The organism is Phenylobacterium sp. P4_E10 (genome assembly GCF_056401675.1).
Genome location: NZ_JBFUIW010000005.1, coordinates 1 through 15,589 on the forward strand (window position 1 = coordinate 1; position 15,589 = coordinate 15,589).

General features: G+C 68.3%; 14 protein-coding genes and 1 pseudogene. 9 read left to right on the forward strand and 6 right to left on the reverse strand.

Annotation, left to right across the window (positions count from 1 at the left end):
* From AC1DQJ_RS07125 to AC1DQJ_RS07150, 6 genes and pseudogenes are all read left to right on the forward strand, one after another.
* The coding region (locus AC1DQJ_RS07125; protein WP_477601672.1) for an alpha/beta hydrolase family protein at positions 1-733 on the forward strand (733 nt) is incomplete at its 5' end.
* A 40-nt stretch (positions 734-773) separates the two neighbouring features.
* On the forward strand, positions 774-1,550 hold the full coding sequence (locus AC1DQJ_RS07130; protein ID WP_477601674.1) for an MOSC domain-containing protein: 777 nt from the start codon (positions 774-776) through the stop codon (positions 1,548-1,550).
* Positions 1,547-2,416 (forward strand): peptide chain release factor N(5)-glutamine methyltransferase, encoded by an 870-nt coding sequence (prmC, locus tag AC1DQJ_RS07135; protein WP_477601676.1) that lies wholly within the window; start codon positions 1,547-1,549, stop codon positions 2,414-2,416. The genes AC1DQJ_RS07130 and prmC overlap by 4 nt, the downstream gene beginning before the upstream one ends.
* Positions 2,417-2,683: 267 nt before the next feature.
* Positions 2,684-2,866 (forward strand): annotated as a pseudogene (locus tag AC1DQJ_RS07140) (DUF4167 domain-containing protein); the annotation flags it as partial.
* Positions 2,867-3,547: 681 nt separating this feature from the next.
* On the forward strand, positions 3,548-3,766 hold the full coding sequence (locus tag AC1DQJ_RS07145; RefSeq protein ID WP_477602195.1) for a hypothetical protein: 219 nt from the start codon (positions 3,548-3,550) through the stop codon (positions 3,764-3,766).
* A gap of 124 nt (positions 3,767-3,890) precedes the next feature.
* A complete protein-coding gene (locus AC1DQJ_RS07150; protein ID WP_477601678.1) occupies positions 3,891-4,685 on the forward strand; it encodes a class I SAM-dependent methyltransferase in 795 nt (264 codons plus the stop codon).
* Between the two features lie 45 nt (positions 4,686-4,730).
* Here AC1DQJ_RS07150 and AC1DQJ_RS07155 read toward each other — a convergent pair whose 3' ends face one another.
* The 4 genes from AC1DQJ_RS07155 to AC1DQJ_RS07170 form a co-directional block, all read right to left on the reverse strand.
* Complete coding sequence (locus AC1DQJ_RS07155) at positions 4,731-6,845, reverse strand: TonB-dependent siderophore receptor (protein ID WP_477601680.1); 2,115 nt, start codon at positions 6,843-6,845, stop codon at positions 4,731-4,733.
* Between the two features lie 21 nt (positions 6,846-6,866).
* Entirely contained in the window at positions 6,867-7,046 is a 180-nt protein-coding gene (locus AC1DQJ_RS07160) for a hypothetical protein (protein ID WP_477601682.1), read from the reverse strand.
* A complete protein-coding gene (locus tag AC1DQJ_RS07165; protein ID WP_477601684.1) occupies positions 7,043-8,200 on the reverse strand; it encodes a PepSY-associated TM helix domain-containing protein in 1,158 nt (385 codons plus the stop codon). The genes AC1DQJ_RS07160 and AC1DQJ_RS07165 overlap by 4 nt, the downstream gene beginning before the upstream one ends.
* 158 nt (positions 8,201-8,358) lie before the next feature.
* Positions 8,359-10,335 (reverse strand): TonB-dependent receptor, encoded by a 1,977-nt coding sequence (locus tag AC1DQJ_RS07170; protein WP_477601686.1) that lies wholly within the window; start codon positions 10,333-10,335, stop codon positions 8,359-8,361.
* A 144-nt stretch (positions 10,336-10,479) separates the two neighbouring features.
* Here AC1DQJ_RS07170 and AC1DQJ_RS07175 point away from each other — a divergent pair, with 144 nt between their 5' ends.
* On the forward strand, positions 10,480-10,962 hold the full coding sequence (locus tag AC1DQJ_RS07175) for a Fur family transcriptional regulator (RefSeq protein WP_477601688.1): 483 nt from the start codon (positions 10,480-10,482) through the stop codon (positions 10,960-10,962).
* Here AC1DQJ_RS07175 and AC1DQJ_RS07180 read toward each other — a convergent pair.
* Positions 10,959-11,444: a GNAT family N-acetyltransferase gene (locus tag AC1DQJ_RS07180; protein WP_477601690.1), complete on the reverse strand. Its 486-nt coding sequence runs from the start codon at positions 11,442-11,444 to the stop codon at positions 10,959-10,961. The two genes, AC1DQJ_RS07175 and AC1DQJ_RS07180, sit on opposite strands and share 4 nt — an antisense overlap.
* On the opposite strand from AC1DQJ_RS07180, the gene arfB reads away from it, so the two are divergent.
* Both arfB and AC1DQJ_RS07190 read left to right on the forward strand, forming a co-directional pair.
* On the forward strand, positions 11,443-12,075 hold the full coding sequence (gene arfB, locus AC1DQJ_RS07185) for an alternative ribosome rescue aminoacyl-tRNA hydrolase ArfB (protein ID WP_477601692.1): 633 nt from the start codon (positions 11,443-11,445) through the stop codon (positions 12,073-12,075). The two genes, AC1DQJ_RS07180 and arfB, sit on opposite strands and share 2 nt — an antisense overlap.
* A gap of 80 nt (positions 12,076-12,155) precedes the next feature.
* Entirely contained in the window at positions 12,156-12,695 is a 540-nt protein-coding gene (locus AC1DQJ_RS07190; RefSeq protein WP_477601694.1) for a hypothetical protein, read from the forward strand.
* Between the two features lie 173 nt (positions 12,696-12,868).
* Here the strand turns inward: AC1DQJ_RS07190 and clpB are convergent, their stop codons facing one another.
* Positions 12,869-15,451, reverse strand: a complete 2,583-nt coding sequence (clpB, locus tag AC1DQJ_RS07195; RefSeq protein ID WP_477601696.1) for an ATP-dependent chaperone ClpB — start codon at positions 15,449-15,451, stop codon at positions 12,869-12,871.
* Between the last annotated feature and the right edge of the window lie 138 nt (positions 15,452-15,589).

Sequence of the window (15,589 nt, forward strand, 5' to 3'; positions counted from 1 at the left end):
CCGCCTGGCCGGCGCGCGCGCCGGCCGCGTCGGCCTGGACGGCGGCAGCCAGGGCGGCTGGATCGCGCCGCTGGCCGCCAGCCAGACGCCGGTCGACTACGTCATCGTGCGCTTCGGGATGGCCGAAAGCGCCCTGGCCGAGGACCGCGGAGAGGTGCTGCTGGGCCTGAAGGAAAAAGGCTATGGCGACGACATCCTGGCCAAGGCCCGCAAGGTGACCGACGTGACCGGACAGATCATGGCGAGCGACTTCGAACAGGGCTGGGACGAACTGGACGCCCTGCGCAAGTCCTACGGGCAGGAGCCCTGGTTCAAGGACATCAAGGGCGAGTACAGCGGCGAGATTCTCCGTCGCACGCGCGCCGACGCCACCGAGGTCGGCCGCAAGACCGACGTCGGCACCTCCTGGGACTATGAGCCTCTGCCCGTCCTGCAGAAGCTGGACACGCCGATGCTCTGGATCCTGGCCGGATCGGACCGCGAGGCGCCGGTGGACGAGACGCGGCGGCGCTTGCTGGCGCTGGCCAAGGCCGGGCGTCCGGTGAGCGTGCTGGAGTTCCCCAATGCCGATCACGGCATTGTCGAGTTCGAGACCACGCCCGGCGGCGAACGAACGTCCCTGCGCTATTCCGACGGCTACTTCCGGGCGGTCATCGACTATGCGAAGACGGGAGCCCTGCCGGGGCGCTACGGAGCGGCGCTGAGGCTGGCCGAGGCGCCAGCCAGACCTTGACCGGCCAGCGCGGCGCAGGAACTCGCCCACCGAGGGGATCATGACCGGCTACATCGCAGCGATCTATCGCCACCCCGTGAAAGGCTTCACGCCCGAGCGGCTGGACCACGCCGATCTCGCGGCCGGCGGACCGTTTCCTTGCGACCGCCTCTATGCCGTGGAGAACGGCCCCTCGGGCTTCGATCCGGCCGCGCCGAGCCACATCTCCAAGCAGAAATTCACCGTGCTGATGGCCATCGCCGAGGTCGCCAAGGCGCGCACCAAGTACGACGAGGCGACCGGGATCCTCCACGCCACCGCCAGCGGCCATCCCGAATTCGAAGGTTCGCTGAACGAGCCCGCCGGCCGCGCCGCGTTCGAGGCCTGGCTCACCGCACTACTCGGCGAAGAGGTGCGCGGCGATCTCAAGGTCATCGACGCCCCCGGCTACCGGTTCATGGACCACCCCAAGGGCGACGTCTCGATCATCAACATGGCCAGCGTCCGCGACCTGGAGGCCAAGATCGGCCAGCCGGTTGACCCGCTGCGCTTCCGCGGCAACCTCTATGTCGAGGGCTGGCCGGCCTGGGTCGAGAACGAATGGACCGATCGCCACCTGATGGTCGGGTTCGCCCGCGCCAAGGTGTTCAAGCCGATCGTGCGCTGCGCCGCCACCCACGTGAATCCGACCACGGCCGAGCGCGACATGGATGTGGTCAAGGCGCTTTACGACAACTATGGGCACATGAACCTGGGCATCTATGTCCACGTTACCGACTCGGGGCGGATCACGGTCGGAGACGCCGCCACCATGCCGTCCCTGGAGCCCACTGCATGACGATGACCCTCCTGCAAGCCTGGCAGTCGGCGAAGGCGCGGCTGGAAGCCGTCGGGCTGGTGGGGCCGGTGATCGACGCGCGGCTGCTGGTCGAGGCCGCGGCCGACGCCACCCGGGCCGACATCGTCACCGATCCGCACCGCGCCCTGACGCCGGAGCAGGAAGCCAAGCTTGAGGACTATGTGTCGCGGCGCGAACGGCGGGAGCCGGTCAGCCACATCCTCGGCCGCAAGGGGTTCTGGAAGGTCATGCTGGCGGTCAACGCCGATGTCCTGACCCCGCGCCCGGAGACCGAGGTCATCGTCGACTACGTGCTCAAGCAGTTCCCGGAGCAGATGGCGTTCAACATCCTCGACCTGGGGGTCGGCTCCGGCGCGATCATCCTGTCGATCCTGGCGGAACGCCCGGCCGCCAAGGGCCTGGCCACCGACATCTCCGACGACGCCTTGGCCGTGGCGCGCGAAAACGCCTCCAATCTTGGCCTGGCGTCTCGAATCGCCTTCGCCCGCGGCGACTGGACCTCCGGCCTGGCCGACGGGAGCTTCGAGGTGGTCGTCTCCAACCCGCCCTACATCGTCAGCGAGGTCATCGAGACCCTCGAGCCCGAGGTGAAGGACTTCGATCCGCGCGTCGCTCTGGACGGCGGCGAAGACGGCCTGGACGCCTATCGCACCCTGGCCCCGGAGATCATGCGGGTGCTGAAACCGGGCGGCGCGTTCGCCGTCGAGATCGGCTTTGACCAGAAGGACGCGGTCGAGGCGCTGTTCAATGCTGCGGGCGCCAGCGACGTTTGGACCATCAAGGACTTGTCCACCCACGACCGCGTCGTTGTGGGAACGAAAAACCCCTTGGAAACCCGCAAGTGAATCGCTAAGTCTTTATCTCGTCTCCACCCAATTCGCTGGTGCTAAAGGTTTAGACCGCCCTGAGAAACCAGGACGGGCAGCCGCTCCGGCAAGGCGCGCAGGCAGCGTGTCTCGCGCCTCACGCTCGGGCGGACGACGGAGAACACTTACGTCTTCAACACGGACTTAACGGGCGAGACGCCCGATCAAGGCGAGAGGATAGGCCGCGCGCACTCCGGCGAAGCCCGGACCGTCGGCGGACAACAAAGAATGAGAGATTTCAAGGGTATGAAGCGCCAGCGCGGCCGCAATCGCGGCGGCGGCGGCGGCAAGCCTCAGCAGCAGAACGCGAACCGGGCGTTCGATTCGAACGGCCCGGATGGCGTAAAGGTGCGCGGCAACGCCCAGCACGTTTTCGAGAAATACCAGCAACTCGCGCGCGACGCCTCTTCGGCCGGCGACCGGGTTCTGGCGGAAGGCTATCTGCAGCACGCCGAACACTACTTCCGGGTCGTGCGCGCCATGCAACCGACCAAGCCGGCGGCCGAGATCCTGGGCCGCGACAACATCTCCGGCGGCTTCGACATCGACTTCGAGGACGAGAGCGGCGCCCAGGCGGCGGCCGCTGAAGCCGCGGACAACGCCACCAACGACGGCGACACGTCCGAAGGCGACGGCGATCAGCCCCGCGCCGAGCGCTGGTCGCGCGACGACCGCCAGGACCGTCAGCGCGACGATCGTCCACGGGACGACCGCCAACGCGACGACCGCCCGCGCGGCGATCGTTTCGAAGGCCGGAGCCGCGACCGCTGGCGCGACCGCGACGACCGCCAAGGTCAGAACCAGAATCAGGGCCAAGGCCAAGACCGCCAGCGCGACGACCGTCCCCGCGGCGATCGCGACGAGCGCCCTCGTGACGAACGTCCCCGTGACGAACGTCCGCGTGACGAACGTCCGCGTGAAGCGCGCGACGAACGTCCCCGTGACGAACGTCCGCGTGAAGCGCGCGACGAACGTCCCCGTGACGAACGTCCGCGTGAAGAGCGTCAGCGCGACCGCGACGACCGCCCGCGCGGCGAACGCTTCGAAGGCCGCCGCGACCGCCCCGAGCGCGATCCGCTGGCCGTCGTCGAGCCGCAAGCCGCCCCGCTGGTGCCGACCGAGCAGCGCGCCTCCCCCGTCCTGCGTGACGAGGACGGCGGCGAAAGCCACGCCCCGGCCTTCCTGAAGGCTCCGCGCACCGCGCGTCCGGCCAAGCCGGAAGCCGCGGCCGCCGCCGAAGGCGAAGAAAAGCCCAAGCCCCGCCGTCGCCGCGCCCCGCGCAGCTTCGAAGGCGGCGAGGCCTCTTCGAACGAAACCGAAGAAGCTTAAGACCAGGCTCCAAGGCCGAACCGATCAACCCCTCCCTCGCGGGAGGGGTTTTTCGTTGGGCGCTTTCTGCACGGCCCATCGCTCCTCCGTGTTAGGCTTCCCCGGCAAATTCGGAGGAACGCCAATGGCGGACGCGGCCTTCACCGGCTCGATCCCCGAGGTCTATGACCGCTGCCTCGGACCGATGTTGTTCGAACCCTTCGCCCAGGACCTGGCCGCCCGCTTCAAGGGTTTCGACGGCGCAGTCCTGGAGACCGCGGCCGGCACCGGCCGGGTAACCCGGGCCCTGGCGCGGGAGATGGCTCCCAGCGCGACCCTGACAGCCACCGACCTCAATGAGGCGATGCTGAGCAAGGCGGCTGAGTTGGCGCCGGGCCTGGAGGTCGAGTGGAGACAGGCCGACGCCCAGGCGCTGCCGTTCGCAGACGGCAGCTTCGACGCCGTCGTCTGCCAGTTCGGGGTGATGTTCTACCCGGACAAGGACGCCGGCTATGCGCAAGCCCACCGGGTGCTGAAACCAGGCGGCCGCTATGTGTTCAGCGTCTGGGACCGGCTGGACCACAATCCGGTGTCGAAGGCGATCCACGATGCGGTCGGCGCCCTGATGCCCGACGACCCGCCGCAGTTCCTCGCCCGCACCCCGTTCGGCTACAACGACGAGGCGGCCATCCGGGCCGGTCTGGAGAAGGGCGGCTTCAGCGACGTGACGATCGAGACCGTCACCCTGGACCTGCCCACAGCCTCCGCCGCCGACGCCGCCAGCGGCCTGTGCACGGGCTCGCCCCTGCGCGGCGAGATCGAGGCGCGGGCGGACCTGGACGGCGTGGTCGCGGCGGTGACCAAGGTCCTGACCGACCGCTTTGGCGAGGGGCCGTTCAAAGCGAAGGGCCAGGCGATGGTGGTGACCGCCAAGGCCTGAGAGCGCTACCTTCTCCCGCTAGGGGAGAAGGTAGGCTTCATCCCCTTAGAACCGGCGCGTGGCGCTGGCCACGGCCACCCGGCGGGTGCCGAAGAAGCAGTTGGCCGCCGAGTAACAGCGCGCCACGTATTCCTCGTCGAACAGGTTCGAGGCGGTGATCGCCAGGCGCCAGTCGGCGACGTCGTAGTGCACGCTGGCGTCCCACAGGGTCACGGACGGGTTGATGAACACCACCGGCTGGTAGCTGGCCGCCAGGTTGCCGGCGCTGTCGCTAGTGTAGCGCACGCCCAGGCTGCCCCCGAGACCGGCAAGGGCGCCGTCCTGGAAGGTGTAGTCGACCAGGGCCGAAGCCTTGTGGCGCGGCGTCACCGGCAGGCGATTGCCGAGGTCCGGCCCCTCGCTCTCGGTCACCTCGGAGTCGGTGTAGGTGTAGGAGGCGTTGAGGCTCAGCCGCTCCTGGAAGCGGCCGACGAACTCCAGCTCGACGCCCTGCACCTCGACCTCGCCAGTCTGCACCTGGAAGAACGAATTGGCCGGGTCGGTGGTCAGCACGTTCTGCTGGGTCAGCTGGTAGACCGCTGCGGTGGCGAACATCTTCACGCCGGCCGGGGCGTTGCGCGCGTCGTACTTCACGCCGAGCTCGGTCTGCTCGCCGGCGGTCGGCTCGAACGGATTGCCGGCGAAGTCGGCGCCCTGGGTCGGCTGGAACGACCGCGACCAGGCCAGGTACGGCACCACGCCGTTGTCGAATTCGTAGCTCAGGGCGGCGCGATAGGAGAACTCGGCGTCGTCGACGGTGTTTCCCAAGGCGCGGTCCTCGGATTCGACCCAGTCGTGGCGCGCCGCGCCGGTGAAGATGAACTGACCGAGCTTGATCTGGTCCTGGAGGTAGAGGCCGGCCTGGGTCTGCAGCTGGTCGGAGAACGTCACCGGGGCCAGCGGCGCGATCGCCACGCCATAGACCGGGTTGAACAGATCGATGGTCGGCATGCCGAACGCGAAGGCGCTCTTGCCGACATAGTCGTAGCGGCGGAAGTCGAGGCCGAAGAGCAGGTCGTGGCTGAGCGAGCCGGTCGTGAACTGGCCGTTCAGACGGGTGTCGACGGCGAAGGTGTCGACGTCCTCGGCGAACGAGAAGCTGTAGCGGGTGACGGTGCGATAATCGTCCGGCACGCCGTTGAAGTCGGCGTCCAGCAGGCCGCCGCCGCCGACCCCGCGCTGATCGCCCTCCAGGTGGGTGACCTTCAGGTTCTGCTGCAGGAACCAAGCGTCGCTGAAGCGGTGGGTGGCCTCGTAGCCGATCCCGTAGTGGGTGCGCTTGAAGCGATTGTAGCTGGTCTCGCCGAGGTTGGTGCTCGAGGAGACGCTGCCGAGCGGGTTGGGCAGCAGCACGCCGTAGGCCGGCAGGAAGCCGCCGCCGTCGCCGCTCACCTCGTCCTTCTGCAGATAGCTGAGCAGGGTGATCTTGGTGTCGTCCGAGGCGCGCCAGGTCAGGGCCGGAGCCACGTACAGGCGGTCGGAATTGACGCCGTCGACCTGGGTGCCGCGGTCGCGGAACAGCGCCGTCACCCGGCCAGCCACCGAATCCGACGCCACCCAATTGGCGTCGACATTGGCCTGCTTGTGGTCGTTGTTGCCGAGCGCGAAGCCGATCTCGCCGCTGGTGTCGAAGGTGGGGCGGCGGCTGGTGACGTTGACGATGCCGCCGGGCGGGGTCTGGCCATAGAGCACCGAGGACGGGCCCTTGAGCAGCTCCACCGACTCCGCGCCGTAGAGGTCGAGGCCGGTATTGGTGATCGAGCCGATCGCCGACTGCAGGCCGTCGACATACTGCACTGGGTTGAAGCCGCGCATGGTGAGCCAGTCGACGCGCTCGTCAGGGCCGTAGTTCTCGCCGGTGACGCCGGCGGTGTAGCGCACGGTCTGGCCAAGCGTGCTCCAGCCCAGCAGGTCAATCTGGTCGCGGGTGATCACCGTCACCGACTGCGGCGTCTCGACCAGCGGGATCTGGCTCTTGCTGGCGGTAACCTCGCCGGTGGGCACGTAGTTGGGCGCCGTCACAAGGAGCTCGGACACCTCCTGCGCGGCGGCCGGCGCGGCCAGGGCGGTCAAGCTCGCCGTCGCCAGGGCGAGGCGGCGGAGGGAGACGGGCAGATGCATCAGGCGTCCTTGTTGCGGTTGTCAGGACCTGCGGCGCGCCCAGGCCCAGGCGATCGCCAGGACCGGGACGGCGAGGCCAATCCAGGAGATGAGGTTGTTGAGGCCATCGCCGAGCAGGGCGGCGACGAGACCGACCAGGCTGGCGACACCAATGAAGAGAGGCGCGGCGAAGGTGCGGCCGAGCGAGGGCTTGCGGCTCATTCGGCGGCGGCCTGCAACGGCTGGCCGCCGCCCTCGACTTCCCTGACGTGGTTGTCGACCGAGGCGCGGCGACGGCCGAGCCACAGGTAGAGGCCGCTGCCGAGCACCACGAGGGTGATGAGGTCGAGCACCGCCCAGAGGATCTTCAGCGGCAGGCCGCCGTAGTCGCCGAAATGCAGCGGCTGGGAGAGCAGCAGGCCTTGCGCGTACCAGGGCATGCTGCGCATGGCGGTCAACTCGCCGGTGCGCGCGTCGATCAGGGCCGGGGTCAGCAGCTTCTTGGTGAGCGGCGTGTCGCCCTGCATGAACACCGCATAGTGGTGCTTGCTTGAGAACGACCCGCCGGGGAAGGCCACGAACTGCACCCGCATCCCGGGGGCCGCCTTCTGCGCCGTCTGCACCGCCTGGTGGATCGAGGTCAGCTGGCCTGGAGGCGGCGGCGGCTCGTCCTTGTACGGCGCGGTCATCTCGGCCAGCTGGCCGATCTGCCAGAGCTGGATGATCGGGCTCGACAGGGTGTTGATCACCCCGGTCAGGCCGACGACGCTGACCCAGGCCACCGTCACCACGCCCAGCAGGTTGTGATAGTCGAGCCACTTCAGGCGCGAGGAGCGGCCGACCCTCAGCACCCCGAAGTCCAGCTTGCGCATGAACGGGCTGTAGAGGACCACGCCGGACACCACGGCGATGAAAAACAGGAAGCCCATCAACCCCAGGAACAGCATCCCCGGCATCCCGGCGAACATGTCGACGTGCAGCCGCAGGATCACGTCCATGACCCCGCCGGCCGGCGCCGGCGGCAGCGGCAAGGCGGTGCGCTGGTCGAAGAAGGCCAGGTGCATCTTGGCCTCGGGCGCGTCGGGGCTCGGACCAGTGGTGACGTTCACCACCGGGCGATCCTCGTCGAAGCTCATGAACAGGCCGACCTCGCCGGGTCGGGCCTTGAGCGCGGCGGCCAGCACGGTGTCGCGGTCCTGCAGCCGGGCTGGCGCGGCCACTGACGGCAACTCGCTATGGGCGCCGATGGCCTCGTCGATCTCGTGATGGAAGATCAACGGCAGCCCGGTCAGGCACAGCATCAGCAGGAACGCCGTGCAGACAAGGCTGGTCCACTTGTGAACCAGATACCAGGTGCGGACCGCGTTGCGGGTCATGGCGACGGCTTAAGCCAGTTCAGAATGCGACTGCGATTTATTCTCGATTAGAGGCTGAGGAAAGCGGTGGCAATGTTATTTGCAACCTAGACCGTAACTGCGGCGGGCCGCCGCAGGGCCTCTCAAGCAGCGCTCGGGAGGCCCTGGGTTGGCGGTGTCTAGAACCGGTAGCCGACGCCCAGGCGGAAGTTGCGGCCGGGCAGCGGGGCGAAGTCCTTGAGGAACGAGGCGTGCTCGCGCGCTTCGGTGTCGTTGAGGTTGCGAGCCTCGGCGAAGACCTTGAAATTCTTGTCCGCGAACGGCGTGGCCGAGACCGTGGTGTTCAGCATCATATAGCCGTCGGTCGGCAGTTCGAACGGCGCCACCCGGTCCTGTTCGGCGACCTTGCGCAGCTCCAGATTTCCGGTCCACCAGCCGCCGTCGAACACCGCGCGGCCGGTCACCGACCACGGCGGGATGCGTGCCGGAACGCCCAGGTCGGTTTCGCCGTGCACATAGTCGGCCGCCGCTTCCATGCTGAAGCTGCGCTCGCCGTCTTCCCAGAGCCGGTAGGAGCCCTCGAACTCCGCGCCATAGAAGGTCGCGTCGGTCTGCACAAAGTCATAGACGCGGAAGCCCGACTCCTCGTCGATCTCGCCGGTCGCCTGCTGGTCAATGAAGCCGTCGTACTTCACCGCGAACCCGTGCAGGTCCATCGACCAGGGGCCGGCCCCGTAGTGAAGGGTGGCGTCGAACGAGTAGGAAATCTCCTCGTCGAGATACACATCGCCGCGCTCGAACTGCTGGGTCGCCGGGTGCGGCCCTTCGGAGAACAGCTCCTCCTCGGTTGGGGCGCGGCTGGTGCGCGAGACGCTGAGGCCCATGAACCAGCCCTCGGCCGGGCGCAGGAACGCGCCGATCGAAGCCGAGACATTGGTGAAGTCGCGCTCGGCCGGCACGCTGTCGAGCGTCCGGTGATCGAGGCGCAGGCCGCCCTCGACGCCCCAGCTGTCCTTGTCCAGACGCTGCAGCGTGAAGATCCCCTGCTCGGTGATCTTGGTCTTTGGGACCAGCGCCTCTTCGCCGATGGCGTCGAAGTTGCGCTGCAGGGCCTGGACGCCCACGGCCCCCTGCCAACCGCCCCGCTCGGGCTGGACGAATTCCAGGCGGCCTTCCCAGCCGTCGGAAAGGAACGTGGTGCCGACCTCTTCGCCCTCGAACTCGGTGTGGGTGTAGTCGGCCCAGCCGGCGGAGAAACGAACCTTGGAGAACGGGCCGGCGTCGAGATTGTACTCGCCCTGGGCGTCGACCCGGGTCTGCTCCAGACCGATGGTCACGTCCTCTTCGGCGGCGATGCCATAGTTGGTGTCGGTCTTCTTGATCGACAGGCCGCCATAGCCGCGGTCGCCGACATAGGAGACGCCCGCGCCGTATGCGTTGAGCTCGACGGCGCTGTTGACCACCTCGGTCTCGTCGCGCAGCGGCGGCTCAAGCCCTTCGACGGCGGCCAGCCGGCGGGAGGTCTGCGCCACCGGGACGGTGTAGTCCTCGCTGGTGCGCCGCAGGCCGTCGAGGCTGAACACCCAGTTGCCTAACCCGGCCTTGAAGGCCGCCGAGGCCATCCGCCCCTCGTCGCCGCTGGATCCGGTGGCCAGCATGCGGCCGTGGACGCCGTCGACCACCTGATGCGGGATGCGGTCGTCGATGATGTTGACGATGCCGCCGATCGCCGAGCCGCCGTAGGCCAGCGCAGAAGGGCCACGCAGCACCTCGATCCGTTCGGCTTCCTGCGGGTCGGTGGCGACCTGGTGGTCCGGCGACAGCGCCGAGGCGTCGATCATGCCGACGCCGTTGGTCAGCACCAACACCCGCGGACCGGCCAAACCGCGGATCACCGGCCGGCTGGCGCCAGGGCCGAAGAAGGTCGAGCGAACGCCCGGGAGGCCCGAGAGCACATCGCCGATGCCGGCGGCCGGGGCGGTGTCCAGCTCGTCGCGCTTGACCACATCGACGCTGGTCGTGGTCGAGTCCATCGAGACCACGTAGGGCGCGCCGGTGACCACCACCTCCGCCACATCCTTGGGCGCCTCGGCGTGAGCCGATCCGGCGAGAAGGGCCGCAGCGCCGGTCGCCGCGAGGAGATGGGTCCTGGTCATACGCACGCCCTGAATGTCACGCGCCCGCCCCCTTGAATGGCCGCGACGCTGTTACGAAATAACACATGTCTGTTATGAGATAACGTAACCACGCGTCAAGCAGCTTTGCTTGCACGACGCACGAGAGGCGGATAGCCAAGAGTCATGGGAACCGAGTGTCACCACGAAGACGGCGCGCATCCCGGCCTGAAAGGCCACGCCCTTGCTCAAGCCTTGGGCAGCGCCGAGAACCGCTGCGCGGCGACCCAGGAGCGGCTCACCGCCCCACGCCGGCGAGTGCTGGAACTACTGCTGGAATCCGACGCCCCGCAGAAGGCCTATGACCTGATCGCCGCCTTCGGCGAGCACGGCGAGCCGGCCAAGCCGCCCACCGTCTACCGCGCCCTGGAATTCCTCGAGCGCCTGGGCTTCGCGCACCGGATTGAAAGCTTGAACGCCTACGTCCCCTGCCGAAACGTCGGCGTCGGGCATCGCGCCGCCTTCCTGATCTGCGACTGCTGCGGTGCGGCGGAGGAGTTCGAGCCGGACTTCACGGCCCAACTCGCCGCCGCGCAGAAGGCGGGCTACGAGGTCGCGACCATCACCCTCGAAGCCCGCGGCCGCTGCTCGGCCTGCCAGGCGAACTAGGCTCTTAGCCGCGCCATGCTGATTGCGTCGGCATAGGCGCCGTCACGCCAGGCGTACCGCCGAAACACCCCTTCCCGCTCGAAGCCGAACCGTTCGTAGAGGGCGATGGCGCGGACGTTGTCGGTCCAGACAAACAGCTCCAGGCGCGAGACGTTGAGCCAGCGGTCAGCCTGCTCCACCGCAGCGGCCATCAACTCGGTCCCGGCGCCGCGGCCGGCATAGGCGTCGTGCACCGCCATGCCCAGCGTCGCCGCATGTCCGCGCCGACCGTCCAGGCGGACCAGGCCAAGGGTTCCGATCACCTTGCCCTCGATCACGGCCACCAGATGAGTGTCGGGCCGCGACTCGTACTTGCGGCGGCGCTGCGCCACGCTGGTGAACGGAACCTGCATGGTCCCCCAGACGGCGCGCGGCTGGTTCAGGACCTCCGTCAGGTCGGAGACGTCCTCGGGCTCGGACGCCCGGATGAGGATTTCGCTCATGGCCTTCTCTCTCGGTAAGCCGGTGGAGGGGCCAAAGAAAAAGCCCCGTCCGTCGCCGGCGGGGCTGGTGTTCGAAGCGGGCGGCTATCCTCTAGCGCACGACATCTCGCACCGGCCCGGCCTGGGCGGTGAAGGTCACATGCATAAGGATTACGACGGCGCGCATGGGCTAAGCTTAGGTCAAACGAGGGAATCGGAAAAGCCGGTGATCGAAGTCACCCCTGCCATCAGCATCTCCGAGGACGAGATCACCGAGCGGTTCATCCGCGCGGCCGGTCCCGGCGGTCAGAACGTCAACAAGGTCTCCACCGCCGTGGAGCTGCGCTTTGACGTGCGCCGCTCGCCCTCCCTGCCCAACGACGTGGCGCTGCGGCTGATGAAGCTGGCCGGGCGCAAGCTGACCCTGGACGGCGTTCTGGTGCTGGTGGCGATGACCCACCGCACGCAGGAGCGCAACCGCGCCGACGCCCAGGAACGGCTGCTGGAGATGATCCGCAAGGCGGCAGAACCGCCGCCGCCGCCGCGCAAGAAGACCAAGCCGACCCTGGCCTCGAAGAAGCGTCGCGTGGAGGCCAAGGTCCGCCGCGGCGGGGTCAAGGCCACGCGCGGCAAGGTGCGCGGCGACGACTAGGGCCGGCGCCTAGGAAACGGTCACGCTCTAGGGGTAAACCCTTGGCGGCAGGGCGCGCCGATGCGTAAGGTGCGCACGCCATGTCATCGATCCGTCTGATCTCCGCTTCCGCCGCTCTCCTGCTGGTCGCCGCCTGCGCCCCGACCATGGGTCCTCCGCCGCCTCCGCCCCCCGGAACGGGCGGCCCGCCGTCCGCCGGCGTGTTCCGCGCCGAGGACTTCTCGTGGTCGGCCGTACCCGGTACGGGCCGGGTGGACGGCCGCCTGGTCTTCAAGTCGGGTCAGACCCACTACACCTGCACGGGCGCCGGCGTGGTGCTGACGCCGGAGACGCTGTGGACCCGGCGGCGGATGACCATCCTCTACAATTCGCCCGACCGTGCCGCCTTGCCGGCCGACCAGGTCCGCGCCCGCACCCCCTCGGCGCCCAGCGGCGACTACTCGGCCTTCGTCAAACGCACCGTCTGCGACGCCAACAGCAGCTTTAGCTTCTCGGGCCTGGCCAACGGCGCCTGGTACGTGATCACGGTGGCCAAGGCGGTCGGGGGCGCTGGCCCGGACATCGCGGTGATGCGCCGCGTCGAGATCCGCAACGGCCGGGCCGTGAAGGTCGAGCTGTAGACGACCTCGCAATCTGAAAAGCAAAACGCCCCGGAGAGCGATCTCCGGGGCGTTTTTCGTTAGAGCGTGACAGCTTCAAGTGGGAGCCGGTTGAAGCGATCGTCACGCTCTAAGCTTTTGAAGATCGAACCTTCTTGCCCGGTTCAGGTGCTTCCACCTGAACCGGAAAGGGTCTAGTGGACCTTGGCCTTGCCGATCTCGAGGCCGTCGGCGTCGGCGCCGACCTGGATCACCGATCCATCCTCCAGGTCGCCGGCCAGCAGCTTGCGGGCGATGGGGTCGACCAGCTCCTTCTGGATCGCACGCTTCAGCGGGCGCGCGCCGTAGACCGGGTCGTAGCCCTTCTCGGCCAGCCAATGCATCGCGGCCTGGTCCAGGGCGATCGACATGCGGCGGTCGGCTAGCAGCTTCTCGACCCGCTGCAGCTGGATGCCGACGATGTTGTCCATCTCGCCGCGGCCGAGCCGCTTGAAGAGGATGATCTCGTCGATCCGGTTCAGGAATTCCGGCCGGAAGTGGCGGCGCACCACGTCCATGACCATCGGCCGCGCCTCCTCGACGTCCTCGCCCTCGGCTTGGTTGGCGAGGAACTCGGAACCGAGGTTCGAGGTCATGATCAGGATCGTGTTGCGGAAGTCGACCGTGCGCCCCTGGCCGTCGGTCAGGCGACCGTCGTCCAGCACCTGCAGCAGCACGTTGAACACGTCCGGGTGCGCCTTTTCGACCTCGTCGAACAGCACGACCTGATAGGGCCGGCGCCGAACCGCCTCGGTCAGCGCTCCGCCCTCGTCGTAGCCGACATAGCCGGGAGGCGCGCCGATCATGCGGCTGACGGAGTGCTTCTCCATGTACTCGCTCATGTCGAGGCGGGTAATGGCGCTCTCGTCGTCGAACATGAACTCCGCCAGGGCCTTGGTCAGCTCGGTCTTGCCCACGCCCGTGGGGCCGAGGAACAGGAACGAGCCGATCGGCCGGTTGGGATCCTGCAGGCCGGCGCGGGCGCGGCGGACGGCGTCGGACACAGCGACCAGCGCCTCTTCTTGTCCGACCACGCGGCCGCGCAGGGCGTCCTCCATCTTCAGCAGCTTTTCGCGCTCGCCTTCCAGCATCTTGTCGACCGGAATGCCGGTCCAGCGGCTGACCACGCCGGCGATCTGCTCGGCGTCGACGACCTCCGGAGAGATCGGGTTCTCGGCGGCCACCGCCTCTTCCTCAGCCAGGCGGCGCTCAAGCGATGGGATCTCGCCATAGGCGATCTCCGAGGCGCGCTGCAGGTCGCCGCGGCGCTGGGCGGTCACCAGCTCGGCGCGCAGCCGGTCCAGGGCCTCGCGGGCCTGGGCGGCCTGGCCGACCTTTTCCTTCTCCGACTTCCAGCGGGCGGTCATCTCGGCGGACTGGCCTTCCAGGTCGTCGAGCTCGTCCTCCAGCTTCTCCAGCCGCGCCTTGGAAGCAGCGTCCGACTCCTTCGACAGGGCCTCGCGCTCGATCTTCAGCTGCACGATGCGCCGGTCGATCTCGTCCAGCTCCTCGGGCTTGCTGTCGACAGCCATGCGCACGCGGCTGGCCGCCTCGTCGACCAGGTCGATGGCCTTGTCGGGCAGGAAGCGGTCGGTGATGTAGCGGTTCGACAGGGTCGCGGCCGCGACGATGGCGCTGTCGGAGATGCGCACCCCGTGGTGCACTTCGTACTTCTCCTTCAAGCCGCGCAGGATCGAGACCGTGTCCTCGACGGTCGGCTCGCTGACGAACACCGGCTGGAACCGGCGGGCCAGGGCCGCGTCCTTCTCGACGTGCTTTCGGTACTCGTCCAGCGTCGTGGCGCCGACGCAGTGCAGCTCGCCGCGCGCCAGGGCGGGCTTGAGCAGATTTGAGGCGTCCATCGCCCCGTCGGTCTTCCCCGCCCCGACCAGGGTGTGCATCTCGTCGATGAACAGGACGATCGAGCCTTCGGCCGCGGTCACCTCGCCGAGCACGGCCTTCAGCCGCTCCTCGAACTCGCCGCGGTATTTCGCGCCGGCGATCAGCGAGCCCATGTCCAGGGCGTGCAGCTGCTTGTCCTTCAGGCTTTCGGGCACATCGCCATTGACGATGCGCAGCGCCAGGCCCTCGACGATGGCGGTCTTGCCGACGCCCGGTTCGCCGATCAGCACGGGATTGTTCTTGGTCCGGCGGCTCAGCACCTGGATCGTGCGGCGGATCTCCTCGTCGCGGCCGATCACCGGGTCGAGCTTGCCGTCGCGGGCGGCCTGGGTCAGGTCGCGGGCGTAGCGCTTGAGCGCGTCATAGCCTTCCTCGGCCGAGGCGCTGTCGGCGGTCTTGCCCTTGCGCATGGCCTTGGCGGCTTCTTCCAAGGCCGCGGCGTTGGCGCCGGCGTCCTTCAGGATCTTGGCGGCCTCGCCTCCTTCCTTGGCGATCGCGATCAGCAGCCGCTCGGTGGTGACGAAGGCGTCGCCGCCGGACTTCGCGCCGGCCTCGGCCTCGGCGAAGATGCGTGCGGTTTCCGGCGCCATGTAGAGCTGGCCCGAGCCGCCCTCGACCTTGGGCCGTTTGGCCAACAGGGCGTCGGCGGCCTTGTCGGCCTCGTCGGGACGTCCGCCGGCGCTCTGGATCAACGCGCGGGAAAGCCCGTCCTTCTCTTCCAGCAGCACCTTCAGCAGGTGCTCAGGCGCGAGCTGTTGATGCCGCCGCGCAAGCGCCAGGCTCTGGGCCGACTGGATCGCCTGCTTGGCGCGGTCGGAATAGAGGTCGATGTTCATTCAGTCCCCTCGATAGGCGGATTTGACGAGGCCGCCTCCAGGAAGCACGGCCTCGCCTCGATGGGATGTAGTGTGGCCGATGCGCCACACAAGGCGAAAGCTCACCGGCGAGCCGCTTCTGTCCAGAAAGTCGTCGCC

Bases quoted from the DNA above. Each gene is read 5' to 3' on its own strand.
- AC1DQJ_RS07170 (WP_477601686.1), bottom strand. From the start codon at position 10,335: ATGACCAGGACCCATCTCCTCGCGGCGACCGGCGCTGCGGCCCTTCTC.
- arfB (WP_477601692.1), top strand. From the start codon at position 11,443: ATGGCCTTCTCTCTCGGTAAGCCGGTGGAGGGGCCAAAGAAAAAGCCC.
- AC1DQJ_RS07165 (WP_477601684.1), bottom strand. From the start codon at position 8,200: ATGACCCGCAACGCGGTCCGCACCTGGTATCTGGTTCACAAGTGGACC.
- AC1DQJ_RS07130 (WP_477601674.1), top strand. From the start codon at position 774: ATGACCGGCTACATCGCAGCGATCTATCGCCACCCCGTGAAAGGCTTC.
- AC1DQJ_RS07155 (WP_477601680.1), bottom strand. From the start codon at position 6,845: ATGCATCTGCCCGTCTCCCTCCGCCGCCTCGCCCTGGCGACGGCGAGC.
- AC1DQJ_RS07160 (WP_477601682.1), bottom strand. From the start codon at position 7,046: ATGAGCCGCAAGCCCTCGCTCGGCCGCACCTTCGCCGCGCCTCTCTTC.
- AC1DQJ_RS07175 (WP_477601688.1), top strand. From the start codon at position 10,480: ATGGGAACCGAGTGTCACCACGAAGACGGCGCGCATCCCGGCCTGAAA.
- clpB (WP_477601696.1), bottom strand. From the start codon at position 15,451: ATGAACATCGACCTCTATTCCGACCGCGCCAAGCAGGCGATCCAGTCG.
- AC1DQJ_RS07190 (WP_477601694.1), top strand. From the start codon at position 12,156: ATGTCATCGATCCGTCTGATCTCCGCTTCCGCCGCTCTCCTGCTGGTC.
- AC1DQJ_RS07150 (WP_477601678.1), top strand. From the start codon at position 3,891: ATGGCGGACGCGGCCTTCACCGGCTCGATCCCCGAGGTCTATGACCGC.
- AC1DQJ_RS07180 (WP_477601690.1), bottom strand. From the start codon at position 11,444: ATGAGCGAAATCCTCATCCGGGCGTCCGAGCCCGAGGACGTCTCCGAC.
- prmC (WP_477601676.1), top strand. From the start codon at position 1,547: ATGACGATGACCCTCCTGCAAGCCTGGCAGTCGGCGAAGGCGCGGCTG.